Source organism: Mesorhizobium sp. M7A.F.Ca.CA.002.15.2.1 (assembly GCF_003998715.1).
Taxonomy (GTDB): domain Bacteria; phylum Pseudomonadota; class Alphaproteobacteria; order Rhizobiales; family Rhizobiaceae; genus Mesorhizobium; species Mesorhizobium ciceri.
Map to the genome: position 1 here is coordinate 1 of NZ_RZPI01000071.1, position 12,873 is coordinate 12,873.

Here is a 12,873-nt window from a genome sequence, read left to right on the forward strand (position 1 = left end):
GCCGTGGGACTCCATGCATCACGTCGCCATCGTCTTCGGCGACATTCGTGACGGCGAGGACGTGCCGGTGCGTCTGCATTCGGAGGATGTGGTGACCGATGTCTTCGGCACCAGCCACCGGCTCGACGCCATCATGAAGACAATGGGCGAGCGCAGGCGCGGTGTCATCGTCTATCTCAGAGAAGGCTCCGTCGGCGTTGCGCATCAGGAGCGCAAGCGGCCGGCAAGCGGCGACCGCGAGGATCACGAAGAGGCGCGCCGCCGTGAAAACGAGTGGCGCGAGATCGGGCTAGGCGCCCAGATACTCAAGGATCTCGGCATCTCCTCGATCAACCTGATCGCCTCGCGCGAACGCCACTATGTCGGCCTTGAAGGTTTTGGCATCCACATCGCCAAGACCGAGATCCTCTGAGCCTCCCGTCGATCCGGTTGCCGGAGAAGACGGATGAATGCGTCCCTGCCTTCCAGCCAGCGCAGCGAGCGGCTTTTGCTGCGCCGCCCAGAAGAGGCTGATCTGGATTTCCTGATCGATCTCTTTTCGCGCCGGGAACTTGTTGCGCATCGTCCGGGCCCTGTCCCGGATACAGCCCAGCAGAGCGCCGCGCGGCTGACGCGCGACATCGGTCATTGGCACAAGCACGGCTTTGGCCGCTGGGCGGTCGAGGCGGATGAAAAGCTGGTCGGCTTCGGCGGCGTCACGGTATCGGCGGATTTCGACGGTCTGAACCTGTCCTATCATCTTCATCCGGCGAGCTGGGGACATGGCTATGCCACGGAATTGGTGACGGAAGCACTGCGCACCGCGTTCGGCCCCTTGCGTGCCGATCGGGTTGTCGGCCTCGTCCGCCCCGCCAATCCGGCTTCGCGACGGGTGCTGGAGAAATGTGGCTTCGTCTTCGAAAAAGAGGTGATTCTGCACGGGGCGCCAACGATAGTTTTGGCATTGGCGCACCCAAGAAGAGTCAATATTTCAGGCCCGGCTGCCTAGAGCGGCGCGCCCGGCCTAAGGCCCGGGCGCGCCGGAACTATTCCGCAGCAATCGCGGCTGCTTCGCATCCGTCCGTCTCGCACTCAGCCGTGGCAAGGCTGCGCTGGCCAAGCAGCACCGTGGCCAGCGCGATCGTGCCTGAAGCCACAGAGACCCAGAACCCGTTCTGGGCACCGAACGCATCGACCACCGCGCCGGCCGCGAACGAGCCGAGCGCCATGCCGATGCCGATGCCGGTCATGACCCAGGTAATGCCTTCGGTCAGCATCGCCTCCGGCACATGCCGCTCGATCAGGCCGAAGGCGGTGATGAAGGTCGGCGAGATCGCCACGCCGCTGATGAACACGGTCAGCGCCAGCAGTGGCACGGTGTCGGCGGTGAGCGGCAACAGCGTGCCGAGCGCGACGAGGGCGACTGCGATGGCCAACTGGCGTTGCAGCGGCGCCTTCAGGCTGAGCGCGCCGACGATGATGCCGAGCACGAACGATCCCAGCGCATAAACGCCGATGACAAGGCTGGCGGCGCCGGGCTGGCCAAGCTCCTTGGTGATCGCCACGGTGCTGACTTCCGTCGTCGCGAAGGTCGCGCCGATGAAGATCAGGGCGAAGGTGATGATCTGAACCGGCCGCAGGCGGATCGCCGAGCCGCTTGAGCCATGGTCCACCGGCCGCACTTGCGGCTCCGTCGAGCGTTGCAGGATGAAGGCCGCTGATCCGAATGCGAGAAATAATGTGCTCACCAGAACGCCGGCTTCCGGGAACAGGGCAGCACTGAGACCGACCGATAGCGATGCCCCGGCGATATAGACCAGTTCATCGGCCGCGGACTCGAAGGCGAATGCGGTGTTCATCTGCGGCCGTCCGCGGAAAATCTCTGTCCAGCGCGCCCGCACCATCGCCGGCATGCTTGGCATGGCCGCGGCCAGTAAGGCCGACACGAACAGCGTCCACACCGGCCAGTCCTGGTTGGCCGCCGCTATCAGGACGGCGAAAGCCAGCACCGCGATGATGGTGGTGGGCACGACGATCCGTGTCTGGCCCAGGCGGTCCACCAGTCTGGATATCTGCGGCGCAACGAAAGCGTTGGCCAGCGCGTATGTTGCCGAGACGGCTCCGGCCAGCCAGTATTCGCCACGCGTCTGCGACAGCATCGCCACGATGCCGATGGGCGCCATGGCGATCGGCAGGCGCGCCATGAATCCGGCGGCCGCAAAGCCCTTGGTTCCGGGGGCACGAAAGATTTCCGCATAGGGATTTTGCATGGGTGGTTCCTCGACAAAGGACGATTCGGCAATTACATACGAAGCGTATGATTGTTAAATAGAGCATACGCCGCGTATGTCAATTGGCATACGTTACGTATGTGAATAGGGCCAGAAGCCATGCACAGACCCCGCAAGGAGATGATCGCCGAGACGCGCGCAAAGCTGATCGCGGCGGCCCGCCATGCCTTCGGCACAACAGGCTATGCGGAAGCCTCGATGGATGATTTCACCGCTTCGGCCGGGCTGACGCGCGGCGCGCTCTATCATCATTTCGGCGACAAGAAGGGGCTGCTGCAGGCGGTCATAGCCCAGATCGACGGCGAAATGGCGGCGCGCATCAATGAGGTCGCGTCGAGAGCGCCGACCCGCTGGCAGCATTTCGTCGACGAGTGCTCGACCTATATCGAGATGGCGCTGGAGCCGGAAATCCAGCGCATCATGTTCCGGGATGGCCCGGCCGTGCTGGGGGATCCAGCGCAATGGCCGAATGCCAGTGCGTGCATCGTGTCAATGACCGACCATCTGACCGCGCTGCAGGAGGAGGGGGTCGTTGTCTCGAGCCTCGACCCCGAGACGGCCTCGCGACTGATCAACGGAGCGAGCAGCCAGGCAGCGCAACGGATCGCCAATTCGGACGACCCCGAAGCGACGTCCAAGAAGGTGGTGACGGCGTTCAAGCAACTGCTCGAAGGCCTGCTCAAGAAGCCGGATCCGCAGTCGAATTGAAGTTCCCACCGGAGCTTTTCGTGCCGGCAGCTGTTCCCGATAGGAATTTTTTCTTGACACCTGCCCTCAGCTAAGGTACATATTCGTCCATGGTGCTGATTTGCGCCGGTGACCCGCCGCACAGGCGGGTTTTTCGTTTGATGCTCCGTCAGACAATGCGCCGGCGAAAGGCTGCGAAAGAAAACCGTTGCCCAGAATTCGTCGCCCTGTGGTGCCAGGGCCGGCAATTGACAATCGCCGGGTTGAGTTCATCCTCTTCCACCATCTCTGAGGCGGAGGGGCACATGTGGGATTTCGAGATCGGCCGGTCGGTGTCCATCATGATGCGGACCTGGCCGTTCATCGTCTTTCGTATGATCGTCTATTTCGGCATCACGCTGGCCTACATCATGGCGACCGGCACCGGTGCCTCGGTCGGCTATGGCGTCGGCCATATCTCCACCGATCCCGACGGGCCCATGTCCTTTGCCCTGTGGGGCGGCGTGGTCGGGTTTGGCATCGTCTCGATCGCGGTCTACTGGATCCGCGAATACATCCTCTATATCGTCAAGGCCGGCCACATCGCCGTCATGGTTCATCTGATCGACGGCCGCGACATTCCCGGCGGTCAGGACCAGATCGCCTACGCCAGGGATGTCGTCACCCAGCGTTTTGCCGAGGCCAATATCCTTTTCGTCGTCGACCAGCTCGTCAAGGGTGCCATCCGCGCCATCACCGGCCTGCTCGGCGGTATCGCCGCCTTCCTGCCGATACCGGGCCTGAGCGGCCTGGTCTCCTTCATCAACACGGTGATCCGCCTGTCGCTGACCTATGTCGACGAGATCATCCTCGGTTACAACATCCGCATCAATTCAGCCTCACCCTTCGAGACGGCGCGCCAAGGCGTCGTGCTCTATGCCCAGAACGGCAAGGTCATGGTCAAGAACGCCGTCTGGCTGGCGGTCATCATGTGGGGCGTGTCGTTCGTCATCTTTCTGATGATGCTGGCGCCTGCCGGCGCCATTCTGTTCCTGATGCCCGGCCAGCTCGCCGGCTGGGCCTTCGTGCTCGCCATCGTCTTCGCCTGGGCATTCAAGGCGGCCTTCATCGAGCCTTTCGCCATCGCTTGCCTGATGCAGGTCTATTTCAAGACCATCGCGGGCCAGGTGCCGGATCCGGCCTGGGACGCCCGGTTGGCCGAGGCGTCGTCGAAGTTCAGGGAGCTCAAGGACAAGGCGCTCGCCTCCTTCGGCGGTTCGCGCTGGGGTACGGCCGGCGCCACACCCTGATCGGCCGGGCAGGTGGTGTCTGGTGAGGCAGAAACGGTGTTGAGGCGCGCCACGGTGGACTTGAGCTGTGTCTCGCCTTGCCCGGAAAACGTCTCGCTCATGATCAGTTCCGGCAGCGGCAGCCGCCGTCCCCAACCATGCGTTTCAAGGTCCGGTTTGGAAGCGAACTCGGAAACACGGCCGACGCAGAGATAGGCGATTGGCGTTACGTGATCCGGAATGGCCAACAGCCGCTTCAGCGCCTCAGCCTCGATGATGCTCACCCAGCCGACGCCAACGCCCTCGGCACGCGCGGCCAGCCAGAAATTCTGCACCGCGCAGACGGTGCTGTAGAGATCCATCTCCGGATTGTGCCAGCGTCCCAGCGGCGAACCCTTCGAGCGCTGCCGGTCGCAAGTGATGCAGATGTTGAGCGCGCTCTCGCAGATGCCTTCCAGCTTGAGCTTGCGGTACAGCGCCTGTTTTTCCGCCTCGATCGCCGGCAGTTCCTGCTCGCGCGCGGCCAGGAACAGGTCGCGCACCTCCGCTCGTCGTCCGGCATCGCGAATGACAATGAAATTCCATGGCTGCATGAAGCCGACCGATGGCGCGTGATGGGCGGCAAGCAGCAGCCGCGCCAGCACGTCGTCATCGATCGCGGTGGGCAGGAAATGGCTGCGCACGTCGCGCCGCGTGAACATGGCGCGATAGACCGCATCGCGCGCATTCTGGTCGAATCCATCGTCAATGGCAGCGGTCATATGTTCCGGCATCGCTTGTCCCCTTGCGATTGCAGATTCAAAACGGTCAGAGCGTACTTTGTGCGTCCAAATGGACGCACGTCGCTCTGATGCCACCCGCCCGACCATGCGGATGACGATGCCTGCCAGGCCGGTCTTCTGGCTTGGGATCAACCCGCGTCCGGTGCCTTCCCGTCATCGACAGTGGCATTTACCGGCGCGGTCCCCCTCACAGCGTTGGGCACGCCACGGAATTCAACCGTGTTCCCGATTCTCCCGCTTGCGGCGGGCACCAGGCAGTGCCAAGGACTTTACGCCGAAGCGCCGGCGAGGCCAATGCCTGCGGCGACACGAATGGACGCAGGCGCGATTTTCCCCAGTCATCGGCCGCCCGTGCATGGCCTTTGTCGATCCGGGTCACTAGATTAGGACGATGACCACCCGTCTCTACACGCATCCGATCTTCCTCGAGCATCTCACGCCGCCCGGACATCCCGAGCGGCCCGACCGCCTGCGTGCCATCGAGCGCGTGCTCGACGAGGAAGCCTTTGCCGGGCTCGATCGTATCCAGGCGCCGGAAGGCGACGAGGCCACCATCCTCTACGCGCATCCCGCCGATTTCGTCGCCCGCGTGCGCGCCGCCATTCCCGACGAGGGGATTGCCCGCATCGATGCCGACACCACTGCCAGTCCGAAGAGCTGGCAAGCGGCGATCACCGCGATCGGCGCCGCCAACGCCGCCGTCGATGATGTCTTTTCGGGCCGCGCCGACAACGTCTTCGTCGCCGCCCGGCCGCCCGGCCATCATGCCGAAAAGACCACGGCCATGGGCTTCTGCCTGTTCAACACGGCGGCGATCGCGGCGCGTTATGCGCAGAAGAAACACGGTGTCGAGCGCGTTGCCATCGTCGACTGGGACGTGCATCACGGCAATGGCACGCAGGATATTTTCTGGGACGATCCCTCGGTGCTCTATTGCTCGACACACCAGATGCCGCTTTATCCCGGCACCGGAGCGAAGACCGAAACGGGCGCCGGCAACATCGTCAACGCACCGCTGGCGCCGCAGACCGGCAGCGAAGTGTTTCGCGATGCCTTCCTGTCGCGCGTCCTGCCCGCGCTCGACAATTTCGCGCCCGACCTGATCATCATTTCGGCCGGGTTCGACGCGCACCACCGCGATCCGCTGGCCGAGATCAATCTGACCGAGGATGATTTCGATTGGGCGACCGGCCAGCTGATGCAGCGCGCGGCACGCCACAGCGGCAACCGGCTCGTCAGCCTGCTCGAGGGCGGCTACGATCTGCAGGGATTGGCATTTTCGGTCGCCGCCCATGTCGGGCGACTGATGAAAGGATGAACGATGGCTGGTGAGACCAACGAAGACGTCAAGGCGATGAGCTTCGAGCAGGCACTCGATGCGCTGGAGAAGATCGTCGATGATCTGGAGCGTGGCGACGTGCCGCTCGACCAGTCGATCAGGATCTATGAACGTGGCGAGGCGCTGAAGGCGCATTGCGACCGGCTGCTGAAGGCCGCCGAGGACAAGGTCGAGAAGATCAGGCTGTCGCGCGACGGCAAGCCGGTTGGAACGGAGCCGCTCGACGCGGATTGAGGCCGGTCCGAACGATGGCCTCGCCTCACCGGTTTTTGGACATGATCATGATCGAGGATATAACTCGTTGCGATTGAAACAGCTCAAGGACAAGAGGAGATACGGAAGCGATGTGCAGAAACATCAAGACCCTGTTCAATTTTGATCCGCCGGCAACCAATGACGAGGTGCGCGACGCGGCCCTTCAGTTCGTCCGCAAGCTGAGCGGAACGACGCGACCCTCGAAGCAGAACCAGCACGCCTTCGATCATGCCGTCGACGCCATCGCGGCCTCGGCGCGCGAACTGCTCGATTCCCTGGAAACCCATCAGCATCCGCGCAATCGCGAAGAGGTGGCGGCCAAGCTGCGGGCAAAGGCGGCCATCCGCTTTGCCTGATGCGGCCAGGCGGCCTTCGACCACCGACAAGGAGAGTCCATGAGCTTCTTCCCCGGGAAAGACCCTGAGGTGGGCGATGCGTTCGCCAGCGATCAGATCGAATTGATGGTCATTCCGAACGCCAAGGACATCGGTGGTTTTCAGGTGCGCCGTGCCCTGCCAACGGCAAAAAGGCGGTTGGTCGGTCCGTTCATCTTCTTCGACCGCATGGGTCCCGCGATCCTGCGGGCCGGCCAGGCGCTGGACGTCCGTCCGCATCCGCATATCGGACTGTCGACGGTCACCTATCTGTTCGACGGCAAGATCCGGCACCGCGACTCCCTCGGCACCGAAATGGTCATTCAGCCCGGCGACGTGAATTTGATGACCGCCGGCCGCGGCATCGTCCATTCGGAGCGTACGCCGGAGGAACTGCGTGGCGCGCCGATGTCGGTATCCGGCCTGCAGACATGGCTGGCGCTGCCGGACGACAAGGAAGAGGTGGCTCCTGTGTTCGAGAACACAGGAGCGCTCAGGCTTCCCGAGATTGATGCCGAAGGCGTCAACGGGCGCCTCATCATCGGCGATTTCCAAGGATTACGGTCCCCGGTCAGGGCCGATTCGGAGACGCTCTACGCCGACCTGCGCCTGGCGCCCGGCGCCAGCGTGAAAATCCCTGCCGATGCGGAAGAGCGCGCCATTTACACGCTGGAAGGCGAGGTCTCGATTTCGGGCGATGTGTTCCCAGCCGAACGGCTGCTGGTCTTCCGTCCCGGTGACGAGATCGTCGTGTCGTCGCAGACCGGGGCGCATTTCATGCTGTTCGGCGGCGCCTCTCTTGGTTCGAAGCGTTACATCTGGTGGAATTTCGTCTCGTCGTCGAAAGAGCGTATCGAACAGGCGAAAGAGGAATGGAAGACAGGCCGCTTCGACATCGTTCCAGGAGACGAGGATGAGTTCATTCCGCTGCCGGAAAGCTGATGCCTGTCGCCCAAAGTGGCCCGGTTTTGGGGAAACGACCTGCATAGAAGCAAAAGACCACAGTCTGATCCGCGTCACTGACACGCATTTACTTTCGCCGGCCGGCGGCCTATTTCGCCCATCAACCGAAAGCCTGAGCACCGTGAACGCAACGCCGCATACGCCGCTTCTCGACAAGGCCCGCATCCCGGCCGACCTGCGCATGCTTGCCGAGAGTGAGCTGCCGCAACTGGCGTCCGAGCTTCGCGCCGAGCTGGTCGACGCGGTATCCCGCACGGGTGGTCATCTGGGCGCCGGCCTTGGCGTGGTCGAGCTGACAGTGGCGCTGCACTATGTCTTCAACACCCCCGATGATCGGCTGATCTGGGATGTCGGCCACCAGGCCTATCCGCACAAGATCCTGACCGGCCGCCGCGACCGTATCCGCACGCTGCGCCAGGAAGGCGGCCTGTCCGGCTTCACCCGCCGCGCCGAGAGCGAGTACGATCCCTTCGGCGCTGCCCACTCCTCGACATCGATATCGGCCGGCCTCGGCATGGCCGCGGCCCGCGATCTCTCCGGCGGCCGCAACAATGTCATCGCCGTCATCGGCGACGGCGCCATGTCTGCCGGCATGGCCTACGAGGCGATGAACAATGCCGGCGCGCTCGATGCACGGCTGATCGTCATTCTCAACGACAACGACATGTCGATCGCGCCGCCAACCGGCGCCATGAGCGCCTATCTGGCGCGGCTGGCCTCCGGCAAGGCCTATATCGGCCTGCGCGATTTCGGCAAAAAACTGACATCTTATCTCGGCAAGCGGGCGGATCGTGCGATCACAAGGGCGGTCGAGCATGCACGCGGCTACGTCACCGGCGGCACGCTGTTCGAGGAACTCGGCTTCTATCACATCGGCCCGATCGACGGCCACAATCTGGAGCATCTGATCCCGGTCCTGAAAAATGTCCGAGACAATGGCGAAGGCCCGGTGCTCATCCATGTCGTCACCCAGAAGGGCAAGGGCTATGCGCCGGCGGAAGCCGCCGCCGACAAATATCACGGCGTCAACAAGTTCGACGTCATCACCGGCGCGCAGGCCAAGGCGCCGGCCAACGCACCGGCCTACACCAAGGTGTTCGCCGAAAGCCTGGTCCAGGAGGGCCGCGAGGACGACCGCATCGTCGCCGTCACCGCAGCCATGCCGAGCGGTACCGGCCTCGACCTGTTCGGCGAAGCGTTCCCGTCGAGGACCTTCGATGTCGGCATCGCCGAACAGCACGCGGTGACCTTCGCCGCCGGCCTCGCCACCGAAGGCTACAAGCCGTTCGCGGCCATCTATTCCACCTTCCTGCAGCGCGCCTACGACCAGGTCGTCCACGACGTCGCCATCCAGAAATTACCGGTGCGCTTTCCCATCGACCGCGCCGGCTTCGTCGGCGCCGATGGCGCCACCCATTGCGGCGCCTTCGACACCACCTTCCTGGCGACACTGCCGGGCTTCGTGGTGATGGCGGCGGCCGACGAGGCGGAGCTGCGCCACATGGTACGCACCGCGGCAAGCTATGATGACGGCCCGATCGCCTTTCGCTATCCGCGCGGCAATGGCGTTGGCGTCGACATGCCGGAGCGTGGCTCCGTGCTCGAAGTCGGCAAGGGCCGCATCGTCAGGGAGGGCACCAAGGTAGCATTGCTGTCCTTCGGCACACGGCTGCAGGATTGCCTGATCGCCGCCGAGGAGCTAGGGGCTGCCGGGCTCTCCACCACGGTCGCCGACGCCCGTTTCGCCAAGCCGCTCGACGAGGATCTGATCCGGCGGCTGGCCCGCTCGCATGAGGTTCTGGTGACGGTGGAGGAGGGCGCCGTCGGCGGCTTCGCCAGCCATGTGCTGCAGTTCCTCGCCCATGAAGGCCTGCTGGAAAGCGGCCTGAAGGTGCGCCCGCTGGTGCTGCCCGACGTGTTTACCGACCACGCCAAGCCGGAAAAGATGTATGCCGATGCCGGGCTCGATGCTGCCGGCATCGTGCGCACCGTGTTCGTCGCGCTCGGGCATACGGTTCGCGCCCAGCGCGCCTGAATCAAAGTCTCAGTGACTTGAATCAGTTTGCCGGCCAACGTTCTTAACGCGTTGTTTACGCTGCCGTTTGGCGCTTTGCTTACCGTGTCTCTTGGCCGTTTTTCAACGGCGCCCTGCTAGATCGTGATCAGGCAGGGAGACAGCAACAATGAAAACGCTTCTGTGCGGCGCAGCGCTTTGCGCCGTCATCGTCGCGCCGGCCACAGCCGAAACGCGCTATGATCGCAGCCTCGAAAAGGCGGCCATGGGCATCGTCGCCGGCAAGATGGGCGACATCCGCGGCGGCTTTTCCTTCAAGCAGGTGCCGCAACTGGTGGTTCTGCCGGCCCCCGTTCCCGCACCTGCGGTTGCCATCGAGCCTTCACGCGAGCAAGCGTCGGGAGGGCGTGCGGATGGGTTGTCTCCGGCCGTCGAGCGCCCGGTTTCGCGAAGCGTATTCTGAGCTAGAGACCAGCAAGCCCTGATCGGGATTGCCCGATCGTTTCATCGTGCTTTGCCGCTGTGCGGGTGATCTAAAGGCGTCGGCACTGCTACTCCGCCGCCACCAGCTCCGCTTGTTGCGCCGGTTTCTCGGGGCGCCAGGATTGCGCCGCGTGGCGGGCGCGGTCTGCCAGGGCGGCAAGGCGTCCGCGCAGGTTTCGTCCACCCACCACTGACGACAAGATCACCGAATGCGTCGCAAAGCGGCGCTTGAAATCCTCGCCGCCGCAGAGAAAATCGATCGTGGTCAAGCCCCTGTCGAACGACCACTGGATGTAATCCATCATCAAGACCATGCCCGGCGAGGCCCGTTCGAAGGCCGGATCATAGGTGGTGACGAAAGCCATCATGGTTCCATGCTGCTCGAAATTGATCGATATGGCGATGATCTCGTCTTCGCGTTCGAGCACGAAGATGCGCAGCAACCCAAGCCCGGCCAGAACGGAGATCAGTGCCGGCAGCGCGGGGGAACCTTCGTCGAACAGGTCCGAAACGCGGCCGTGTTTTGCGAGCCATAGCCGTTTCAGCGCGGCGACGCGTTCCAGCACCGGCTCGCGGGCTTCGTGCGCATCCATCAGGCGGAAACGCAGCGCGCCGCCTTCCTCCATGAATTTGTAACCACGGCGATAGTTTTGCCGGGTTTTCTTCGACTGGCTTTCAAACCATTGTGCGCCGCGTTGTCCGGCGCTGGAAACTCGGTAGCTGACCTCGCTGCGGTGGCTCGGCTGCAAGATGCTGCCCTGGCCTGGGGCGGCGGGACCAAGCAGGGTCCGGAATCGAGCATCGGGCAACAGCCGATTGAGATACGCAAGATCGAAGCCGCTATCGTCGAGGATATGTTGCCAGAGTTGCGGCAGGATCTGTGGCTCTGCATCGGGAGCAAGCAGGACATCGCCATAGTCGCAGTGATCCTTCGCCGCCCATTCCAGCATACGGATGCCCGAGCGCCAGAAGGTCGCGAGCGCAATGACCGCCTCGAGGCGCTCGCCGCTCCAGACCAGGCCGATCCTGAGGCCGCGGCGGTCCTGATGCGGTGTGGTGTGCCACCAGGCCGAGATCCAGTCGGGATGCTGGAAAACGAGGCCGCCGGCGCGTTGCCAGAGCGCTGCCCAGGCGGGCGCGATTTCTGCCAGTCGCTCTGGCGAGGTTGCAATTTCGATCCGGTGCGCTTGCTGCATCCGAAACACGGCCGGTCCGTTCATGGCTTGCCCCCCTGCGGCGATTGCTGTGGCTCGGGCTTGTCGGCGCGGAAATGTCTGGCGATCTGCCGCCACATCCGCTGCAGCGGCATGACATAGAGGCCTGCGAGCGACTGGTAGTCGCGCACGTTGCGTTCGATCAAACCGAACTTGAAGTCCTCGTCGGGTTTCGGAACGCACAGAGTTCCGAAGAGCCGATCCCAGAACGAGAAGAGCAGCCCGAAGTTCTTGTCGTAATGGCGCGGGTCGGTGCTGTGGTGCAACTGATGCCAGTGTGGGCACAGGATCAGATTGTTCAACGGCCCAAACGAGATCTTGAAATGCGTGTGCCTGACGAAATCCATCATCAGGATGTTGCGTATGATGTAGACGTTGACGCCGAAGACCGTCAGTTCAACCAGGTTCAGCGACACCAGCGACCAGATGCCGACGCAGATGCCGGGAATGACGCCGTCCCAGGCCCGGTTCATCAATTCGTCGAGCGGGTGGACGCGATCCTTGGTGATGCCGACCATCACCTCGGCCGAATGGTGCACCTTGTGCAGTTCCCAGAGCACCGGGTAGCGGTGCTGGGCGACATGATAGAGATAGTACGAAATGTCGTAGGCAAGCAGCATGGTGAGGGTGAAGATCGTCACCGTCACAGGCCCCGCCGGCCCCTCGATCAGAGGCGGCTGGATTGCCAGCAGCGTGGAGAGCAACCAGTTCGTCGCATAGCCGACGGCGCTGACGAAGACGACGCCGGCGGGCAGCATGAGGAATGGCATCAGCGCCTTCCGCGTCACCCAGAACAAAAGGTCGGCTTTCGCCGAAGGATGCGTGATGACCTCATGCGGGACCGCGAACTCGAAGAACTCTTTCCAGCTCTTTTTCTCGACCGTGCGCCAATAGGCGACCAGGGCACTGGCCAAAGCAGTCAGCAACAGAAGTCCGGTCGCCAGCAGGCCGGCGCCAGAAATCCGGTCAAGAACCTTGTAGACGATGTCGCTGGCCATTTCCAAAGTTGCCGCCTCTTCATCCGGGTTTTCCCGTCGTCGCGGTCATAACATTGAAGTCCTCAAGCAAATGCGATGAAAATTGGTTAAGAAATCATGAGGCTTTCTAGATTGTTGGTATTTACCCGCAGGCGGTGAGACCTCATGCTTCGGCGGTCATCCGTCTCAACGGGCGTAACGCATGGGTATTCATAAGGATGGTCGGCGGGACGGGACGCCTCACCAT

Annotated in this window: 12 protein-coding genes, 2 pseudogenes and 1 riboswitch; of the genes and pseudogenes, 10 read left to right on the forward strand and 4 right to left on the reverse strand. The window is 63.1% G+C overall.

Going from position 1 to position 12,873, the window contains the following annotated elements:
• A pseudogene (locus ENZ74_RS06865) lies at positions 1-412 on the forward strand (3,4-dihydroxy-2-butanone-4-phosphate synthase); the annotation flags it as partial.
• 33 nt (positions 413-445) lie between these two features.
• Positions 446-988, forward strand: coding sequence for a GNAT family N-acetyltransferase (locus tag ENZ74_RS06870; protein WP_063167667.1), 543 nt, complete (start codon positions 446-448; stop codon positions 986-988).
• Between the two features lie 37 nt (positions 989-1,025).
• On the opposite strand, the gene ENZ74_RS06875 is transcribed toward ENZ74_RS06870, so the two are convergent.
• Complete coding sequence (locus tag ENZ74_RS06875) at positions 1,026-2,249, reverse strand: MFS transporter (protein ID WP_063167668.1); 1,224 nt, start codon at positions 2,247-2,249, stop codon at positions 1,026-1,028.
• A 120-nt stretch (positions 2,250-2,369) separates the two neighbouring features.
• Here ENZ74_RS06875 and ENZ74_RS06880 point away from each other — a divergent pair, with 120 nt between their 5' ends.
• Together ENZ74_RS06880 and ENZ74_RS06885 are read left to right on the forward strand one after the other, a co-directional pair.
• A complete protein-coding gene (locus tag ENZ74_RS06880) occupies positions 2,370-2,978 on the forward strand; it encodes a TetR/AcrR family transcriptional regulator (RefSeq protein WP_013532796.1) in 609 nt (202 codons plus the stop codon).
• 284 nt (positions 2,979-3,262) lie between these two features.
• Entirely contained in the window at positions 3,263-4,246 is a 984-nt protein-coding gene (locus ENZ74_RS06885; RefSeq protein ID WP_063167669.1) for a hypothetical protein, read from the forward strand.
• Between the two features lie 122 nt (positions 4,247-4,368).
• Here ENZ74_RS06885 and bluB read toward each other — a convergent pair.
• Positions 4,369-5,094, reverse strand: a pseudogene (gene bluB, locus ENZ74_RS34990) (5,6-dimethylbenzimidazole synthase); the annotation flags it as partial.
• A gap of 2 nt (positions 5,095-5,096) precedes the next feature.
• Positions 5,097-5,277, reverse strand: a riboswitch (cobalamin riboswitch).
• 121 nt (positions 5,278-5,398) lie between these two features.
• On the opposite strand from bluB, the gene ENZ74_RS06895 reads away from it, so the two are divergent.
• The 6 genes from ENZ74_RS06895 (at position 5,399) to ENZ74_RS06920 (ending at position 10,415) form a co-directional block, all read left to right on the forward strand.
• The gene (locus ENZ74_RS06895) at positions 5,399-6,325 is read left to right on the forward strand and encodes a histone deacetylase family protein (protein ID WP_063167671.1); all 927 of its coding nucleotides are present in this window, start codon (positions 5,399-5,401) and stop codon (positions 6,323-6,325) included.
• A 3-nt stretch (positions 6,326-6,328) separates the two neighbouring features.
• The gene (locus ENZ74_RS06900) at positions 6,329-6,580 is read left to right on the forward strand and encodes an exodeoxyribonuclease VII small subunit (protein ID WP_013532792.1); all 252 of its coding nucleotides are present in this window, start codon (positions 6,329-6,331) and stop codon (positions 6,578-6,580) included.
• Positions 6,581-6,690: 110 nt separating this feature from the next.
• Entirely contained in the window at positions 6,691-6,957 is a 267-nt protein-coding gene (locus tag ENZ74_RS06905) for a DUF2277 domain-containing protein (RefSeq protein WP_013532791.1), read from the forward strand.
• Positions 6,958-6,996: 39 nt separating this feature from the next.
• Entirely contained in the window at positions 6,997-7,917 is a 921-nt protein-coding gene (locus tag ENZ74_RS06910; RefSeq protein ID WP_127312704.1) for a pirin family protein, read from the forward strand.
• A 142-nt stretch (positions 7,918-8,059) separates the two neighbouring features.
• A complete protein-coding gene (gene dxs, locus ENZ74_RS06915) occupies positions 8,060-9,973 on the forward strand; it encodes a 1-deoxy-D-xylulose-5-phosphate synthase (protein ID WP_063167673.1) in 1,914 nt (637 codons plus the stop codon).
• A 148-nt stretch (positions 9,974-10,121) separates the two neighbouring features.
• On the forward strand, positions 10,122-10,415 hold the full coding sequence (locus tag ENZ74_RS06920) for a hypothetical protein (RefSeq protein ID WP_024503606.1): 294 nt from the start codon (positions 10,122-10,124) through the stop codon (positions 10,413-10,415).
• Between the two features lie 88 nt (positions 10,416-10,503).
• Here ENZ74_RS06920 and ENZ74_RS06925 read toward each other — a convergent pair whose 3' ends face one another.
• Both ENZ74_RS06925 and ENZ74_RS06930 read right to left on the reverse strand, forming a co-directional pair.
• Positions 10,504-11,655 carry a GNAT family N-acetyltransferase gene (locus ENZ74_RS06925; protein WP_063167674.1) on the reverse strand — a complete coding sequence of 384 codons (1,152 nt, stop codon included), beginning with the start codon at positions 11,653-11,655 and terminating at the stop codon, positions 10,504-10,506.
• Positions 11,652-12,647: a sterol desaturase family protein gene (locus ENZ74_RS06930; protein ID WP_063167675.1), complete on the reverse strand. Its 996-nt coding sequence runs from the start codon at positions 12,645-12,647 to the stop codon at positions 11,652-11,654. The genes ENZ74_RS06925 and ENZ74_RS06930 overlap by 4 nt, the downstream gene beginning before the upstream one ends.
• Positions 12,648-12,873: the final 226 nt, after the last annotated feature.